The sequence below is a fragment of the Desulfococcus multivorans genome, assembly GCF_001854245.1.
GTDB lineage: Bacteria > Desulfobacterota > Desulfobacteria > Desulfobacterales > Desulfococcaceae > Desulfococcus > Desulfococcus multivorans.
The window spans coordinates 980,384-997,618 of record NZ_CP015381.1 but is presented as its reverse complement, the minus strand read 5'-3'; the positions used below and the strand labels follow the sequence as shown (position 1 = coordinate 997,618).

The following is a 17,235-nucleotide window of genomic DNA, read 5'->3' as shown; positions in this document are numbered from 1 at the left end:
TAGTGCCGCTCAAGCGCCGCGGCGGATCAGCGGCCCGGACGGTTTGAGCGCCGGCGAGTTTCCGGGCCGCCCGGAGCAAGCTTCAGCGGCACTTGAACGAAACCCGCGTGGGGCGCGGGCCGTATCCTCCCGGCACCGACCTATGAAAGTCGAAAGTTGAATTCTTGACTTGAAACGACAACGGTGTTAACGGGGAAGACGCTCAATCATGGCCCCTGACTCACGACGGTATTCCCGGCATGATGAAAATGTACATCTGTTCCCCCACCGACGTGAAAGGTCATTTTCCCCAACAGAAGTCAAGGAGGCCTTTTGCCCGATGCCGTGGATTTTCTTCTCCCTGCTGACCGCTCTCGCTGTCTCGGCCCAGGATACCTGGACCAAGAAATTCCTCTCCCACATGACCCTCTATGAGATGTCCGCCTATCCCCTTGTCTACAGCCTGCCTTTTTTTATGGTATCCATGATCTTCGTTCCGGTGCCGGCTTTGGGAGATGCGTTCGCATGGACTTTTGCTTTAAGCCTGCCCCTCAACGCCGTGGGCTTCGTCCTTTACATGAAAGCCATCAAGCTCTCACCACTTTCCCTGACGGTGCCCTACCTGGCCTTCACCCCGGTCTTCATGCTGTTCACCGGCTATATCTTCCTTGGAGAAATGCCCGGCATCCGGGGACTTTCCGGAATTCTCACCATCTGCATCGGCGGTTACATTCTCAACATCGATCCCGCCCGGTGGCGGCTGCTGGCCCCCTTCCGGGCCATTTTCCATCAACCCGGCTCCTGGATCATGCTGATTGTCGCCTTTGTATACAGCTTCACCGCAGTCATCGGAAAAAAAGCGATTCTCAACTCCTCCCCCCTCTTTTTCGGCATCTCCTTTTTCATCGTCTTCAACCTCTGTCTGATCCTGCTGCTTCGTCTCACCGGAAAGATCCGGTTGAAGGACCTCTCGAGATCTCCTCTAAAAGGGCTGGTGTCGGGCGTTTTCCTCTACCTTCAGATTGTTTTTCACTGTGTTGCCGTCTCCCTGATCGAAGCGGCAATCATGATATCGGTAAAGCGGCTCTCCATCCTTTTCAGTATCCTTTTCGGGAAAATGGTCTTCAAAGAGCGGCACACATCGGTCCGGTTCAGCGGCGCCCTCTTGATGCTCGCAGGCACTCTCCTGATCACCTTGTAGGGAAGGACCTTTTCACCGGTGCGCCGCACCCTCGATTTTCCTCGGGAAGGCCCACAGTTAGCACTTGATTTAATAACGAACTGTGGTATTCAGGCTGAAGGTCTGGAGACTGGAAGCCGAAGGCCCGTAAAGGAAACGAACCGACAGGCATCCAAAACCGGAAGCGGAGAATCACCGCCGTTCTTCAGCCTGGATCCCTGAACAACATACCGGTCAGGCTTATGGACTGAAAACTGAAGATGACCGTTGTATCGCCTTCGGTTTTTGGCCTTCAGCCTGAACCTATTGAAGCAGATGAAATACACGGAATACAGCCCCGGCAGGTTGCTGCTGGGAAATCTTCCCAAAGGGGAAGATATCCTCGCATCAATCACGACCCTCTGCAAAGCCGCATCGGTTCGCACGGCGTCGTTTTCCGTTCGGGGCGTGGTGTCGTCTTACACCATCGGGACCTACGATCCCCGGCAACAGGTCTATGTGACGAGCGCCGAATCCGTGCCCCGGGAAATTATCTTCTGCTCCGGCAACGTCTACTCCCGGGACGGCGAAGTCGAATCATCCGCCCATATCGTCCTGGCGGATGACCGGGGCGCCCTCACCGGCGGACGCCTCTTCTCGGAGACACGCATTTTTTCGGGGGAAATCCGCCTCCAGGAGTGTATCGGCCCGCCGCCCTTGAGGGTCTATGACGACGCCACCGGACAGATGCTCTGGCATTTCTGCCGTGAATGACATTCCGCTTCCATCGCCTGCGGATGAACATTCGTTAATGAACCCTAATAAGCGCTGACAGTATGAGAACTGAGGAGGAAGCATGGAGCTAACCATCACCAAGGCGAAACACCTTAAACCGAAACCCCAGGACGAAAGCCGGCTCGGTTTCGGAAAGATATTTACCGACCACATGTTCAACATGGATTACAATACCGAAAAGGGGTGGCACAACGCCCGCATCGAACCCTACTGCAATATCGATATGGATCCGGCAACCATGGTCCTTCATTACGGTCAGGCGGTATTCGAGGGAATGAAGGCTTACCGGACCCCCAAGGGAACCCTCCAGCTGTTCAGGCCCCAGAGCAATTTCCACCGCATGAACGCCTCCAGCCGGCTGCTGTGCATTCCGGAAATCGATGAACATTTCGTGCTCCACGCCCTGAAGGAGCTGATCCGGGTCGAGCAGGAATGGGTGCCGAGTTCGCCGGGGACATCCCTCTATATCCGTCCGACCATCATCGCCACCGATGTATTCCTGGGCGTCCGGGCATCCCAGACGTACCGTTTCTTCATCATCCTGTCGCCGGTAGGGGCGTACTATCCAGAGGGCTTCAACCCCGTCAAGATATGGGTCACCAAACGACATGTCCGGGCGGTCCGGGGCGGCATCGGCGAGGCCAAAACCCCCGGCAACTACGCCGCGAGTCTTTATGCCGGCGAACAGGCCCACAAGGAGGGCTACACCCAGGTGCTGTGGCTGGACGGCGTGGAACAGCGCTATGTCGAAGAGGTCGGCTCCATGAACATCTTCTTCTGCATTGACGGCGAACTTATCACCCCCGTCCTGAACGGCAGCATTCTTCCGGGCGTCACCCGGGATTCCATCATCTCCCTGGCCCGGCTCTGGAACATCCCCTGCGCGGAACGCCGCATCGCCATCGAGGAGGTGATCAACGCCCAGAAAGAAGGTAAAAAAGTGGAGATCTTCGGCAGCGGAACGGCGGCGGTGGTATCGCCGGTGGGCACCGTGAAATACAAGGACGAGGTTATCACCATCAACAACAACGAGGTCGGCCCCATGACCCAGAAGTTTTACGACGCCCTCACCGACATCCAGTACGGCCGGGCCGAGGATCCCAGGGGCTGGATAGAGAAAATCTGACCCACGCCGCCTTCTGAACCGACCATTCCTTTTCACCGAGGGCGAACACCGTGCACCGAGCGGGCACGGTGTTCGCCGGCCTTTTTCAACTCCCGTTCTCAAGAGAGGTGATCATGCGCCACGCGAAATCGAACCACCTGCCGGAATTCATTGACAAAATGCGGCGGGCGGGCCTTGCCCCCATCGTCATCGATACCTTCGCCCACTATTACGACAAAGTTCTCACCGGAGAAACCGGGATGATTTCCGACGCCGAGATCGAGGCGTTGAAAGAGACGGAGATTCCCCGATACGAGGAGTTGGCCGCCTATGAAAATGTCGGTCAAAAGGCTTTTCCCCGTTCGGTCCGGATTATTCTGAACGGCGGGCTGGGGACAAGTATGGGCCTCACCGGTCCCAAATCCCTCCTTCCGGTGAAAAACGGCCGGAGCTTTCTGGAGCTCTTGATCCGCCAGTCTGAGCGACAGGGTGTCGTTCTGGCCCTCATGAACAGCTTCAGCACCCATGAGGCCACCCTGGCGGCCCTCGATCGGATCGCCCCCGCCCACCCGCCCCTCTGCTTCCTTCAACACAAATTTCCAAAGATTCTTCAGGCTGGGCTCGGCCCGGCGGAATGGCCCCAAAACCCCGAACTCGAATGGAACCCGCCCGGCCACGGAGACATCTATACGGCTCTTGAAACCTCCGGAATGCTTGACCGACTCCTGGACGCCGGCATCACCCATGCTTTCATCTCCAATTCCGACAACCTGGGTGCCGACATGGACGAGCGTCTTCTCGGATATTTTGTCGAAAAAGGACTTCCCTTCATGATGGAGGCGGCTAAACGCACCCCGGCGGACGTGAAGGGCGGCCATCTTGCCCGAGCCAGGACCGGAGAGTTGCTGCTCCGGGAATCGGCCCAGTGCCCGGACGAGGAACTGGACGCCTTTCGGGACATCGGTCGTTACCGCTTCTTCAACACCAACAACCTCTGGGTCGACCTGACCTATCTGAAGACCTTGATCACCGAAAAAAAGGGCGTTCGCCTGCCCATGATTCTGAACCCAAAGCACCTCGATCCCAGGGACGACGACAGTCCCATGGTCTTTCAGGTCGAAACGGCCATGGGGGCGGCGATCTCTCTGTTCAAAGACGCCGCGGCGGTGTGCGTCCCCCGGTCCCGCTTCTTCCCGGTCAAAAAATGCAACGACCTCCTGGTGGTCCGGTCCGATTATGTAATGCCCAACGACGACGACCGCATGGTGCTCAACCCGAGCCGACGATCGGAAGATCTGAAGGTCTCCCTCGATCCGGCGTTCTACGGCATGATCGACGACTTTGAGGCCCGCTTTCCCGAGGGTGCCCCGTCCCTTGCCGCCTGCGAATCCTTGACCGTCAAAGGTGACGTCCTGTTCGAAGCGGGCGTGACGATCCGCGGCCGCGTGGTTATTACCAATCCCTCGACCGCCCAGGCCGTCGTTCGGAAAGGGACGGTCGTCGAAGGCGATCTGACGTTCTAACATCCATCGTCTTTTTCCGCCCCGCGCCGTTTCGACTCACGGCGCGGGGCCTGATATCCGCTCCCAGCCGCCCCCGACCATCCGACTTTCCTCTAAAAAACCACGCCTGCCGCTGGCATCCCGGCTGGGATGTGTTATTTTTGAGTGTTGGCGTTTTAACACGCGTCGGCAAAGGGATTATCGATCGGAACATGTAATCTCCGCCGACAGCAGCATTCCATTCAGAACCAAGGAGTACAGTATGCGACTATCGCCTTATCGTTTTAAGCTCTGCCTTGCCTTAACAGCTCTTCTTGCGCTTTTTCTGATCTCCTGCGGATCCTCTACCCGCGGCGGCTCCCCCACGGCTTCCCGCGGCATCCAAAATCAATGGCCCCATGAAACCGGCCATATAGACCCCGACCCCGACCTGGCTTTCGGAAAGCTGCCCAACGGCTTTCGCTACGTGCTCCTGAAAAACAGAACCCCCAAGGACCGGGTCAGCATGCATCTCATGGTCGAGGCGGGTTCGGTCCACGAAACCGACGCCCAGCAGGGTTTTGCCCATTTTCTGGAGCACATGCTGTTCAACGGATCGACCCATTTCCCCCCGGGAGAACTGGTGAAATACTTCCAGCGGATCGGGATGGATTTCGGCCCGGATGCCAATGCCAGTACAGGATTCTACCACACCAAATACGACATTCTCCTGCCCGACGGCAAGCCCGAGAGTATCGCCGAAGGCCTTCTGGTTCTGGGGGATTACGCCGAAGGAGCTCTGCTGCTGGAAACCGAGGTCGAACGGGAACGGAAGGTCATTCTGGCCGAAATGCGAACCCGGGATTCAGCCGAGTTCCGGACCTTCGTCGAAACGCTCAAATTCGAGCTTCCGAATGACCGCATCTCCCAAAGGATCCCCATCGGGACGAAGGAAACCATTCTCTCGGCCGATCGAGCGCTGTTAAAGGATTTTTACGATACCTGGTACCGACCCGAACGCATGATCCTCGTCATGGTCGGCGATTTCGACCCCGACGCCGTTGACCCCATGATCCGGGAAGAGTTCGCCGGTATGACCCCAAGAGCACCGGCAAGGCCGGAACCGGACATGGGTGAGGTCCGTCATAGCGGTATCCGGCCTTTCTATCACTTCGAAGGAGAAGCCGGGGACACAGACACCACCCTCCAGGTCATCCAGAACATCCCTCTTGAGCCCGATTCCGTTGACCGTGGCCGGCGCGAGCTGACCCTGGACATCGCCAATCAGATTGTCCAGAACCGCCTCGACCGGATCATACGACAGCCGGACACCCCGTTCACCAGCGCTGCCGCCGCATCGGAAATTTATCCTCCTCATGTGTTCTACACCTACATCACCGCCCAGAGCCGTCCGGAAAATTGGGAAAGGACCCTATCAGTCCTGGACCGCACACTGCGGCAGGCCCTCGAACACCCCTTCACGGAAGCGGAACTCTCCCGGGTGAAGAAAGACTTTCTGGCGGCCCTGGACAAAGCCGTCAAAAACGCCTCCACACGGGAGAGCCCGATGTTGGCTCGCCGGATCATGGGCAAGTTGGGCATGAACCGGGTCTTCCAATCGCCCGAACAACAGCGGGATCTGTATGCGCCTTTCATCAAGGCGTTGACGGGGGAAGCGGTGCACGACGCCTTCAAATCGGCCTGGGCCCCGGACCACCGGCTGGTCATGGTGAGCGGCAATGCCCGGATATCCGAAGCGTCGAATGATCCCGAAAGTCTTATCCTGAGCGCTTACCAGTCCAGCGTGGAAACGCCGGTATCCGCCCCGGAAACCCAAGCCGTCGCGACCTTTCCCTACCTGGATCCGCCTGAAAACACGGCCCGCATCGTCCGCCGGGAGGAGATTCCCGACCTGGGGATCACCCGGATTGATTTTGCCAACGGCGTTCGCCTCAATCTGAAGCCGACAACCTTCAAGGCCAACGAGGTCACGGCAAACCTGAATTTCGGAAGGGGACGATCGGCAGAACCGGCGGACAAACCCGGCCTCGCCCAGATCAGCGAGGCGGTGGTCAATGAAAGCGGCCTGGGCGTCCTGAACCGGGACGACCTGGAGCAGGCCCTGGCCGGCAAGAACACTGCGGTGCGCCTGAACATCTCGGACGAGGCTTTCGCCTTCCAGGCTAAAAGCGTCACGACGGAAATGCCTCTCATGTTTCAGCTGCTCCACGCCCGACTGGTGGATCCGGGATTCCGGGAGACGGCCTTTGCCTTGACTTTGGAGCGATATCGTCAGACTTATGAGGCACTGTCCCAGACCGTCGAAGGGGCCATGCGCCTTTGGGGTCCCCGGTTCCTGGCCGGCGGCGACACCCGCTTCGGCCTCGCCGCATATGACGACGTATCCCGGCTGACCCTGGGAGACGTCGAGGCATGGCTTAGGGAGGCCCTCGAGAACGCTCCCCTGGAGCTCTCCATTGTCGGGGACTTCAAGACGGCGGATGCCCTGGAACTGGCGTCCGCTTATTTCGGCAGCCTTCCCGCCCGAAAAGTGGATACGCCTGAGGGCCCCGCAGGTATCATCGCCTTTCCCAAAGGCAAAACCCTGGAAATCCCGGTCCGAACCCGCATCGACAAAGGGCTGATCCAGGTGGCTTACCCTACCGATGACATCTGGGATATCGAGAAAACCCGACGGTTATCGATCCTCTCCGCCGTGTTTTCGGACCGAATGCGGGAGGTCATCCGCGAACAAATGGGGGCCTCCTACAATCAGGACGCCTACAACGTTCCCAGCAGAGCCTATCCGGGCTACGGCGTCATGTCGGCGGTTATCGGCGTAAAGCCCGACGATGCCGAGAAGGTGGTAAGGGCGGTCAAGGATATCGCATCGGCCATAGTCCGACAGGGTGTCACCGACGACGAACTGCGTCGCGCCCTGGATCCCACACTGACCGGCATCAAGGATCTCCAGCAGGAAAACGGCTACTGGCTCAATACCGTCCTCGCCGGCTCACGGAAGCATCCCGAGCAGATCGCATGGAGTCGGACCATGATCGAGGACTACGCCGCCATCACCCGAGAACAACTGCGGCAGCTGGCCCGGCGGTATCTCGACAACGCCGCGGCTGCAATCGTCATCATCCGGCCCACCATAGGCGCGGGCGGTCAACCCGAAGGCCAAAAGGCAGGATGAACCATGCGCCGGTTTCATGTCGATACATCGGTTATCGAGGCGTTATTTGAGAAGGTCTCCTCCGAAGCGGTCCACGATTTCCGGACGTACGGCGGCAGCGTCCCCCTCTCCCCCGGTGACGCCAAGCACGTCCGGAACGTCCTTCGCCTGAAGCCGGGGGACCCGGTGCGCCTTTTCGACGGCAGGGGCGCTGAATACGACGCCCGAATCGCCGAAATCTCCGAAGCCGGCGTCATGGCGGCGGTCCTTTCCCGAATTCCGTCGGACACGGAATCCCCCTTGGGTATCACCATCGCTCAGGGCTTTCTCAAGGAAAAAAAGATGGACACCCTCGTGCGGCAGTTGACGGAGTTGGGCATCGTCCGCTGGATTCCCTTCATTGCCGAACGTTCGGTGGCCCGACCTGATCCCAAGCGGCTTCGGACAAGACGGGAGCGCTGGGAAAAGATCGCCGCCGAATCCCTCAAACAATGCCGCCGCAGCCGCATCCCCGACATTGGGGAAACGCTTTCCTTTGAAAACATGATTGCGGCCGCCGACGGCGCCGATCTCAAAATTCTCTTCTGGGAACAGGCGCCCGAGGGCTCCCGGGATCTCTTTGCGCTGTCGAAGGCCGGCTCCTATGGGACGGTATTTGCCGTTTTGGGCCCCGAGGGAGGCCTCAGTTCCACCGAGACCGCAGCCGCCGCAGCCGCGGGGTTCACCATCTCGGCCCTGGGACCCCGCATTCTGAGGGCCGAGACCGCCACGGTGGCCGCTTGCGCCCTGCTTCAATATTTTTTGGGTGACCTCGGAAAAAACCCTTGACATCCGAACGGATTTCTAATAATTATGCCTTCGTTTTTGGTGCGCCGAGGTAGCTCAGTCGGTAGAGCAGGGGACTGAAAATCCCCGTGTCGGCAGTTCGATTCTGTCCCTCGGCACCACAAAAACACCAGTTTTAAAAGGGGTTGGCCTGATGAAGGTCAGCCCTTTTTTCGTTGTGCGCCCGGCATGACGCGAACACTTGGAGGTGCACGTCCTCTTCCGGCCCGACAGGGGGAACGGACAGCCGAACGGCAGGGGTGTCCACCGCGAAGGCAAGGTGTTGGTGCGTCAGATGACACGGCAAGGAGAGGCGGCTTCTGTCAAGGATCCCGGCGCCCCCGGCTCCTCCCGGCCGCAGCGCTGCGGATCTTCATCACGATGATGGGGAGCCACAGCAGGCAGCCGATGGCGTTGAACGCCACCACCGGAGCGGCGCCGATGAAAACGCCGTAGATCGCCCAGAGGAAGAGGCCGGAGAAAAGCATTACCAGAAACCGAAGGTCGAAGCTCTCCACGTCCCGTGTCCGGTAGGTGGTCACCAGCTGCGGCAGGGCGCTGAAGGTGGTCAGCAGCCCCGCAAGGGAGCCGATGCCCTCGATCCAGATCGATTCAGACATGATCCGTCACCTTTTTTGCCATTTTCCCAAATCCCTGTTTGTCAATTGGGTCGGTTCACGCATTGTGGCGCCGCTTTCGCCGTATACCGCCGGCAGGTTTCATTTGGACCGGGAGCCTGGATGCCCAGGGCCGGCCAATTCTGCGCAAATTTGACAGGACGCCTGCGGATCGCCGATCCGCGGGCGTCTGACGATAGGGGCAAGCCCCCCGTGGGCCCGGGCGAACCGGTCGAGGGTTCTATTTGTTGAACCTGGACTTGGCCGCCTTCATGGCAGATTCCATGGCGTCCCAGGCGCTTTCAACCCCTTTTTTCAGATCCTCCCAGGCGTCCCCTCCCGCGCTGCGCATCGTGGCCATCTTCTGCTCGACCTCTTTTTGCTTCTGCTTGAGGTTTTGGATCTGCTCCTGGTATTCGACCCGTTTTTCAGCCCCCGCGGCATCGAGTTTGGCCTTCAGCTTGTCGATCTCTGCATTCCATTCATCCAGTTTTGAGTGAAGTTTCTCAAGATAAGCGTCTTTTTTGCTCATGATGATTTCCTTTCAACCGGTCAATTGCTTGACGGCGGTGGTTTGTTTTTTAAAGCACGATCCGTTTCGTTCCCCCAGGCGCACGTTCGGTTCCCCGAAATTCCCCGAAGGGCGCCCGGTCCATTTCGTACATGGCGGTATCTCAGTAGCGGAGGATGGCTGCGGCCTCGGCATGCTGCTCGGGCATCCGCTCTTTTTTCAGGACGTAGACGTCGCCGCCGCCGCGGATGGTCTCTACCACGGCCAGATCCAGAAGGTCCTCAGCGCCGTTCGCCGCGCCCTCCTCGGCAAGGACCACCTCGTTCTTCTCCCGATCGAATGTGCCTGGCAGGCGCTCGCCCGACGCCACGAAAAGGGTGTCCACCCGCCCATAGGCAGCGGCGGGCAGCACGCTTCTGATGCCGGCGGCGGTGTAGCCCTTGCCGGCGACTTCGCGGTACCGCGCTTCAGCCTCCCGCTGCTTCTTCTCCAGCGCTGTGTTGACGATGGCAAGGGCCTTCTCGTGAAGTTCCTCGGCCCTGAGATTTTCGGGGTTGCCGGTGACGACCGCGTCCATCACCCACCGGTAGGAGAGGGCCTCCCGGAAAATGGGAAGGAGGTAGTCGACGCCGGCCAGCACCAGGGGAACCGTCCCTTCGGACAGAATGGACGACAGGCCGCGGTCCACATCCTGGAAGTACCGCAGAATTTCATCCTTGCGGTCGTCGATGCCCGCGCCCTGGCCGTGGTACATCGCCGGACGGTCGCCGGCGCCGGCGGCCGTGCCCGTATGAAACTGGATCTGGTAATGCTTGCTGTCATACTGGAGCGATGCCGAGATCCCGGCGGGGACGTCCATCAGGTCGATTTCCATCACATGGAAGCGCGTGCAGGAAAAGAGGCGGATCTGCGACTGGCTCAGCGCCAGGATGTAAAACCGCCCGTCGGACATGAACATGGGGATCAAGGGTTTTACCGCCGGACGGTTCGAAATCCAAAAGGCCTCTTCAAAGGGGATCGGGAGCTGGTAAACCCAGAAGTTTTCCGGCGTGATGAAGACTGCCAGGCCGTGGCTTCGGGGGCGCCAGAAATCCGGGTCTTCCATCAGACGGCGTCCATCCTCGATCCTGGCGTAGATCTCCTTGTTCTTGGGCGACCGCTCCGCGATCGCTTTTTCAGCCTGCCTCAGCAGGTTCTTGAATCGGATCCGGGGCGGATCGATGGTGCTGGTCGCCTGTTCGACGGGCATGTACACGGAGACGCAGACCTCACCCGCGAGCCCGGTCAGGCGCTTCATTTCTTCCAGTGATATGTGTTTCATGGTTTGGATTGGTTGCATGACGACTCCTTTGCTTGCAAAACATCGTCCATTATTGATTCACGACCAGGTTGTTGTCCACCATGAACGCTCCGCCTTCATAGGCATTCCGACCTGCATCGCCGTATTCCCGCCATCTTTGCCGCTCAGGGCAACGATCCCCTCTTTGGTGCCGACGTCGATACAGTGGCTGGAAACGGCGCTGTCCGCGAGAAGCTCGTCCGCCACGGCATCGCTGATGGACAGTCGCGCACCGGCACGGCGGATGCCCTCTCCGGGCCAGGGATGATCCCGATCTACAGGATGATGAACATGACGAGTAAAAACATGGGCCCAGCCTTTGCGGTCTTGAAATTCACAGCGGCCTTCTTTGCGTTTCTTCTGTGATTTGAACGGATTTGAAAGGAAACGATCCGTCAATCTGATGTAAGCTTAAGGTATCCGCCCGAAAGTGTGAATAGGTCCGAGGCCTTATCTTGCATGGGCTCAGGACATACCCGCGGGCGCCGGGGCCTGTGGAGACCCCGCCGCCGGCGCCGGCCTGCGCAAGCCTTTTCATACAGGAAGTTCACGCGCCATATACATTCGAACCTGTATTGCATCTGCGGGAGATCCTGTGCGAATTTCTATCCTGCGGGTGCCCGACATATCTCCCCCTGCACATCTCATTGGACCAGCCTTTTCGCCGCGAATCCCCATCCCCGAAACGACCGCCGATATCAGCCGTGGCAGCCGGCCGTGCCCACCTTATGCATGTCATGATTTCATGTGGCCACGTTCTTCGAAAACCATTTCCAGGGAGGCTGTTATGATGAAAAGACCCCGTACCCGAGACCAAGGCCGCGGATGGTCGATCCCCCGCTGCGGCTTTCTGGCCAGTGCCGGCACCGGCGCCGTCTGCCTGGCCGTCTCCGGTTCCCTGTTTGCGTCCCGGGGGGTGATCGAAGAGGCGCTGGATCGGATCTCGCGGCCATGACCCTTTCCCTCATACCGGGCACGGCGAACCCCGCCCTGGCGGAGGCGATCGTCGGCCGCCTCGGGATGACGGCGACGACATGCCGAATCGAGGCCTTTCCCGATGACGAGCTTCAGGTCAGGATCGGTCATTCCCTGGCAGGAAGCGACGTCTACATCGTCCAGTCCACCGGGCCGCCGGTGGGGCGGAACCTGCTGGAGCTGCTCCTCATCGCCGACGCCGCCAGGCGCGCCGGCGCAATGCGCGTCACGGCGGTGGTCCCCTATTTCGGCTACGCCCGCCAGGATCGCCGCACCGATACAGGGGAGCCGGTGGGGGCCAAGGTCCTGGCGGACATGATCGCGACGCGCGCGGACCAGATGATCACCGTCCACCTCCACAATCCGGCCATCGAAGGCTTCTTTTCCCTGCCCGTCGAACACCTCCTCCCGACACGGCTGATCGCCGGCCGCCTCAAGGAGATCGTCTCCGGCGACGCCGTGCTGGTGGCGCCGGACCTGGGCGCCGTCAAGCTGACCCAGCGCTACGCCGACGACCTGGACCTGCCCGTGGCTTACGTCCACAAGGAGCGCGTCAGCGGCGAGCGCGTGGCGGTGCGGCGGATCATCGGCGAGATCGCGGACCGCTCCCCGATCGTAGTCGACGACATGATCAGCACCGGCAGGACCCTGATCTCGACCATCGAGGCCCTCGGCGAGCGCGGCTGCCGGCTCCCCGCCACGGTGGCCGTCACCCACGCGCTGCCTGTGGAGGGCGCCGTGGCAAGACTCATGTCCCATCCAGTCGGCAGCATCATCGCCACCAACTCCCTCGTCCAGACGCCGGAGCGGCCCGCCGCCATGGAGATCCTTGACCTCGCCCCGCTGATCGCCGAGGCGATCCGCCGCCGCCACGAGAAGACGAGCGCTGCGGGGCATTAGCGGTTCGGCATGCGCTGCGCTGGGCGTCTCTCTCATCTGATCCCGAGGACCCCGCCGTGGAGATCCCCGAAGGTAGCCTTTCGGCGCCGGAAGCTGCCGGCCACGACCACCTTCCCCACACTCTCGTCCGCCGCCAGATAGGCGACATAGGCACGGGCGACCTTTTCGGCGACATGCCATGGGGTCCGGAGGCGACCCCAGCTTTTTTTTCGGATTTCTTCCAGGATGTTCGCTTCGAGGGTGGCGCCGAACCCTTCCAGCTCCCGGATCCTGCCGCTCTCGGCGGCCTCCCGCAGGGATTCCGGGTCGCCGATGTCCTTGTTGTAGATCGGCATGGGGTTTTCCTTGGCAGCTGAGGATTCAGGGGACCTTTGTCATTCAGCTCACGGCGACGGGTTTTATTGCTCCCTGGACAAATCCCGGATCAGCGCCTTGAAGGCCTGCCACTCCTTCGCCCCCCAGATCTCGGTATGGGCATATCCGTAGGAGCGGATGATGGTCGCCACCTTGAACGCGTCGGCGTCGTCGGGGGCGCGGAAGATGTCCATGTAGTCATAGGGCCCCAGAATGGCGTAGCTGTGGAGCCACTCCACCCGTGGGCATTCGGAGCGGATCTGCGCCATGATTTTTTTCTCGAGCTCCTCCAGCGCCATCGGCAGATGGACGGCATTGGCAGAGAGCCGCGTGAGCATCACGAACTCAGACATGATGCCTCCTTTCGGTTCATGGGAAACTTGGGAGGAAACTTGAAAACTTCAGATCGATGTGGTGGGTCGGTTTCCTCAATCGGCCCATCGCTGTATCTTAATATTCGGACTTCAGGAGGGAAATCAAATGGGTTTTGTGCCGCATTGTCATGGCGGAAAAGATGTATTCAGCCGAAGTCGATTTCGAGGCTCGACGGCGCACCGGCCATGGCCGGTGCGCCGTCAAGCTTCACCAGCACCGTCTTTGCGAGCTCCTTCCCGGGGATTCCCGCCGCCTCGGCGATCTCCTGGGATGTATAGGCGGGGGAATGGCTGATGGTAATTCAGGCAATAGGGGCATTTCCGCGATGAAATGGGGTCTTTCCCACATTTACCCATCCCGGGCATCCGAAGGACATTATGGATGTTCATGATCCGCTTCGCGGACCCGGTGCCGGGGCCGCATTCAACAGGGACAGACCGGAGCCTCCCCCTTCGCGGGGGATCAACCGATTGACTGGAAAGGATGGTATCCACATGAAACCCGTAAGCGAACAGTCCATATTGATCACCGGCGCCACCGACGGCATCGGCAGAATCACGGCCGAGCGCTTGGCGCAGATGGGCGCCCGGGTGCTGCTTCACGGCCGCGATCCGGAAAAGTGTCGCGCGGCCAGGGATGAGATCCGACGGGAAACCGGCAGCGACAAGCTGGAATTCTATGTCGCCGATTTTTCGTCGCTGCCCGAGGTGCGGCGCATGGCGGCGGAGGTGCTCGCCGCCCACGACGGCCTCGATGTCCTGATCAACAACGCCGGCGTCCTCCCGGTCCCCGGCGGGAAGAAGGATCGGCCCCGGAGCGACCAGGGGCATGAGCTCTGCATGGCGGTCAACTACCTGGCCCCGTTTCTGTTGACTATTCTGCTCCTGCCGCTCCTTCGGGCTTCGGGAGCCGCCCGGATCGTCAACGTGAGTTCAGCCGCCCAGGAAGCCATCGATTTCGAGGACTTCATGCTCGCCGACGGGTACAGCCCCATGCGCGCCTACGCCCGGAGCAAGCTGGCCCTGGCTATGTTCACCATTGAGCTGGACCGACGGCTCAAGTCGGACGGCATTACCGTCAACTGCCTGCATCCCGGCAGCCTTCTGGACACCAAGATGGTCCGACAGGCCTTTGGCACGCCCCAGGGCACCGCCGAATCCGGCGCCGAGGTCGAGGTCTACGTGGCCGTCTCCCCCGATGTGGATGGGGTGAGCGGCGCCTATTTCGATCGAATGACCCAGGCCGAGGCCCACGCTCAGGCATATGATGCAGAGATTCGGCAGCGACTGTGGGCGCTCAGCCTCGAGTTGACCGATGCGGGGGCGGGCACCGATCATTGACTCCCGCCCCTGCGCGCCGGCAGGCCTGATTTTTCACGGATTCCAGCCTTCCGGCGTCTCCACCTTCGGCTCGGGCACCTGGGCCATGGCCGCGCCCGGCTTGTCGATGATCTGCACGGTGCTCGCCTGGGGCCCTTTCTCGCCCTCCCGGGGAAAGCACCGCACACCGGTGCCGACCTCGAGGCGCCCGAAGTCATCGTGAAGCACACTGTTCCGGTGGAAATAGAGTTCACGCCCCTCGAGGGTGCGGAGAAACCCGAAACCCTCATCGGGGAAGAGCCGCACCACGTGGCCGATGACACCCGGCGTTTCATGGACCTTGACATCGCCGTGCTGCTTCTGCTTCAACCTGACCAGCTGCCGGCGCATGGTGTCGAATGCATCGTTCACCGCGGTTTTCAGGCGTTCATTCACGTCGCCGTTGCCGGGATCGCGGCTGACGACGAGCTCTTTGTTCGGCGGCACCCGGACGATGATCCGCACGCGATACGGGCTTCCGCTGCGCTGGTGCTCCTGGACCTTTTCGATGGCGGTCCGGCAGCTCATAATCTTGTCATGGACCTCGTCCAACTTGGCCGCCTTCTCGAGGATGATAGACTCGAGGGCGGGGCTGCTGTCGACGTTTCGGCAGGTGATTTCAGGGGGTATAATCATGTGTCACTCCTTCGTTGGGGTGGTGTCCGACAGACCTGCCGGGTTCTCCCCCGCGAGGGGGATGCCCCGGCCGCCTGGAGCACCTGGAATATGAGGGGGCATTCCGATCGTCCCGAAAAATAAGATGCGGTTTACTTCCCAATATCTGGAAAATATGCTGTCATCCCCCAAAAACCTATCGGATCGATCCTGTATTTTCCGCGGCTGGAGTCGGTATCACCGATGCGGCATCCTTTCCGACGGACGCTTCTACGCCCGGGATAGGCCGCGAATACGGGGTTGACCCGATTGCGGGGTGCGGCGGCGGCAGTCGGACCACCAGGATCGTCGATGCCTCCCGGAGGGAGCGCCGCGATTTTATTTCGTCGACCACCTCAGCCAGGGGCTGGGAAAGATCGCGGCGTCGCGCTATTACCAACCGGTTGTGGTGCGGATGAGCGACTTCATGGCCTGCGGCGGCTGGGAGGGGCCGCCGAAGCGGATTTGATGAGCTTATCAAGGTACACGCGGAGCTATCAGTGCTCCGGTACTGGAAAACCGGGGACCTAAAACCCGGCAGGGAAAACGAAAAGTGGCTGAATGTTTTTGTCCGGAAGTCTGGAGCCACCCCGGGATGTGATTAGGGTGTGATTCCCGGGTAAACGGTTTTCCATGATTGGTGATTTGTCGAGAGGAGCCACAGCCCGAAAACAGGCTACTTTGAGGTATGACCTGCGGGCAAACCGTCTGGTGTAGAGGCTCTGATGAAGCCGAGTGAGGGTCCTGCACGGGTACAGGCATACCGGAATCCACTTGCATCTTCCGCCGCGGTCTCCGGCTCGCGGTTATGATTCCGATCCTTCATCTGACTGATGGCCTGATTTTTGTTCCAATTTTTGATCTGATTCCAGTTTTGTAACGCCTTTCGGGGCAAAGAGGTGTCCCATCTCCATGGGGAACGGGAAGACGACGGTGGACCCCGGGTTGCCGCTGATGTCGTGGAGGGCAGACAGGTACCGCAGCTGCATGGCTTCGCCCTGGACGGCCAGTTTCCTGGCGGCGGAAACCAGTTTGTCGGCGGCCTGGTTTTCTCCCTCGGCATTGATGACTTTCGCCCGACGGTTTCGTTCCGCTTCGGCCTGTCGCGCGATGGCCCGAATCATGCTCTCGTCGATGTCTACATGCTTGATCTCCACGATGTTGACCTTGATGCCCCAGGCGTCGGTCTGCTCGTCCAGGATCTCCTGGATGTCGCTGTTGAGCTTGTCCCGCTCCGCCAGCATCTCGTCCAGCTCGTGCTTGCCCAGCACCGACCGCAGGGTCGTCTGGGCAAGTTGGCTGGTGGCGGCCTGGAAATTCTCCACCTGGTTGACGGCCTTTTCGGCGTCCACCACCCGGTAGTAGAGCACGGCGTTCACCTTCACCGAGACGTTGTCCCGCGAGATGACGTCCTGTGTCGGGACATCCTCGACGATGGTTCTCAAGTCAATCCGGACCATCTGCTGGACCATGGGGATCAGGATGATGAGCCCCGGCCCCTTGACCCCGGTGAAGCGCCCCAGGGTAAAGACCACGGCCCGCTCGTACTCCCGCAGAATGCGGATGGCCGAACTGAGGAACCCGATGACCGCGATGGTGATGATCAGATAAATGGTAATGGGCGGCATGTGTC

General features: G+C 60.1%; 18 protein-coding genes and 1 tRNA gene. 10 read left to right on the top strand and 9 right to left on the bottom strand.

Annotation, left to right across the window (positions count from 1 at the left end; translation table 11 throughout):
• Window positions 1-319: 319 nt before the first annotated feature.
• The 7 genes from dmul_RS04220 (at window position 320) to dmul_RS04190 (ending at window position 8,641) form a co-directional block, all read left to right on the top strand.
• Window positions 320-1,180, top strand: coding sequence for a DMT family transporter (locus dmul_RS04220; protein ID WP_020875405.1), 861 nt, complete (start codon window positions 320-322; stop codon window positions 1,178-1,180).
• Window positions 1,181-1,474: 294 nt separating this feature from the next.
• Window positions 1,475-1,912 carry a PPC domain-containing DNA-binding protein gene (locus tag dmul_RS04215; protein ID WP_020875406.1) on the top strand — a complete coding sequence of 146 codons (438 nt, stop codon included), beginning with the start codon at window positions 1,475-1,477 and terminating at the stop codon, window positions 1,910-1,912.
• A gap of 82 nt (window positions 1,913-1,994) precedes the next feature.
• Window positions 1,995-3,059, top strand: coding sequence for a branched-chain amino acid aminotransferase (locus tag dmul_RS04210; protein ID WP_020875407.1), 1,065 nt, complete (start codon window positions 1,995-1,997; stop codon window positions 3,057-3,059).
• 113 nt (window positions 3,060-3,172) lie between these two features.
• A complete protein-coding gene (locus dmul_RS04205) occupies window positions 3,173-4,561 on the top strand; it encodes a UTP--glucose-1-phosphate uridylyltransferase (RefSeq protein WP_020875408.1) in 1,389 nt (462 codons plus the stop codon).
• Between the two features lie 241 nt (window positions 4,562-4,802).
• Window positions 4,803-7,715, top strand: a complete 2,913-nt coding sequence (locus dmul_RS04200) for a M16 family metallopeptidase (protein ID WP_020875409.1) — start codon at window positions 4,803-4,805, stop codon at window positions 7,713-7,715.
• Between the two features lie 3 nt (window positions 7,716-7,718).
• Window positions 7,719-8,522 carry a 16S rRNA (uracil(1498)-N(3))-methyltransferase gene (locus tag dmul_RS04195; RefSeq protein ID WP_020875410.1) on the top strand — a complete coding sequence of 268 codons (804 nt, stop codon included), beginning with the start codon at window positions 7,719-7,721 and terminating at the stop codon, window positions 8,520-8,522.
• Between the two features lie 43 nt (window positions 8,523-8,565).
• A tRNA-Phe gene (locus dmul_RS04190) sits at window positions 8,566-8,641 on the top strand.
• Window positions 8,642-8,842: 201 nt separating this feature from the next.
• Here dmul_RS04190 and dmul_RS04185 read toward each other — a convergent pair.
• The 4 genes from dmul_RS04185 to dmul_RS04170 form a co-directional block, all read right to left on the bottom strand.
• Window positions 8,843-9,139 carry a SemiSWEET family sugar transporter gene (locus dmul_RS04185; protein ID WP_020875411.1) on the bottom strand — a complete coding sequence of 99 codons (297 nt, stop codon included), beginning with the start codon at window positions 9,137-9,139 and terminating at the stop codon, window positions 8,843-8,845.
• 238 nt (window positions 9,140-9,377) lie between these two features.
• On the bottom strand, window positions 9,378-9,668 hold the full coding sequence (locus tag dmul_RS04180) for a sll1863 family stress response protein (protein ID WP_020875412.1): 291 nt from the start codon (window positions 9,666-9,668) through the stop codon (window positions 9,378-9,380).
• 142 nt (window positions 9,669-9,810) lie between these two features.
• Entirely contained in the window at window positions 9,811-10,986 is a 1,176-nt protein-coding gene (locus dmul_RS04175; RefSeq protein ID WP_020875413.1) for a baeRF7 domain-containing protein, read from the bottom strand.
• A gap of 39 nt (window positions 10,987-11,025) precedes the next feature.
• Window positions 11,026-11,385, bottom strand: a complete 360-nt coding sequence (locus dmul_RS04170) for a hypothetical protein (protein ID WP_040414134.1) — start codon at window positions 11,383-11,385, stop codon at window positions 11,026-11,028.
• A gap of 348 nt (window positions 11,386-11,733) precedes the next feature.
• Here dmul_RS04170 and dmul_RS04165 point away from each other — a divergent pair, with 348 nt between their 5' ends.
• Window positions 11,734-12,861 carry a ribose-phosphate diphosphokinase gene (locus tag dmul_RS04165; protein WP_078081194.1) on the top strand — a complete coding sequence of 376 codons (1,128 nt, stop codon included), beginning with the start codon at window positions 11,734-11,736 and terminating at the stop codon, window positions 12,859-12,861.
• Window positions 12,862-12,893: 32 nt separating this feature from the next.
• Here dmul_RS04165 and dmul_RS04160 read toward each other — a convergent pair whose 3' ends face one another.
• The 3 genes from dmul_RS04160 to dmul_RS21215 all read right to left on the bottom strand — a co-directional run bounded on the left by dmul_RS04160 (window position 12,894) and on the right by dmul_RS21215 (window position 13,885).
• The gene (locus dmul_RS04160) at window positions 12,894-13,196 is read right to left on the bottom strand and encodes a PHP domain-containing protein (RefSeq protein ID WP_020875416.1); all 303 of its coding nucleotides are present in this window, start codon (window positions 13,194-13,196) and stop codon (window positions 12,894-12,896) included.
• Window positions 13,197-13,259: 63 nt separating this feature from the next.
• Complete coding sequence (locus dmul_RS04155) at window positions 13,260-13,568, bottom strand: GYD domain-containing protein (RefSeq protein ID WP_020875417.1); 309 nt, start codon at window positions 13,566-13,568, stop codon at window positions 13,260-13,262.
• 167 nt (window positions 13,569-13,735) lie between these two features.
• Entirely contained in the window at window positions 13,736-13,885 is a 150-nt protein-coding gene (locus dmul_RS21215) for a YbaK/EbsC family protein (RefSeq protein WP_353740095.1), read from the bottom strand.
• A 199-nt stretch (window positions 13,886-14,084) separates the two neighbouring features.
• Here dmul_RS21215 and dmul_RS04145 point away from each other — a divergent pair, with 199 nt between their 5' ends.
• On the top strand, window positions 14,085-14,930 hold the full coding sequence (locus dmul_RS04145) for an SDR family oxidoreductase (RefSeq protein ID WP_020875418.1): 846 nt from the start codon (window positions 14,085-14,087) through the stop codon (window positions 14,928-14,930).
• Between the two features lie 33 nt (window positions 14,931-14,963).
• Here dmul_RS04145 and dmul_RS04140 read toward each other — a convergent pair whose 3' ends face one another.
• The gene (locus tag dmul_RS04140; protein ID WP_020875419.1) at window positions 14,964-15,584 is read right to left on the bottom strand and encodes an HPF/RaiA family ribosome-associated protein; all 621 of its coding nucleotides are present in this window, start codon (window positions 15,582-15,584) and stop codon (window positions 14,964-14,966) included.
• A 295-nt stretch (window positions 15,585-15,879) separates the two neighbouring features.
• Between dmul_RS04140 and dmul_RS04135 the strand changes: the two genes are divergently transcribed.
• Complete coding sequence (locus tag dmul_RS04135; RefSeq protein ID WP_040414140.1) at window positions 15,880-16,071, top strand: hypothetical protein; 192 nt, start codon at window positions 15,880-15,882, stop codon at window positions 16,069-16,071.
• A 337-nt stretch (window positions 16,072-16,408) separates the two neighbouring features.
• On the opposite strand, the gene dmul_RS04130 is transcribed toward dmul_RS04135, so the two are convergent.
• Window positions 16,409-17,230 carry a slipin family protein gene (locus dmul_RS04130; protein ID WP_020875420.1) on the bottom strand — a complete coding sequence of 274 codons (822 nt, stop codon included), beginning with the start codon at window positions 17,228-17,230 and terminating at the stop codon, window positions 16,409-16,411.
• Window positions 17,231-17,235 lie beyond the last annotated feature (5 nt).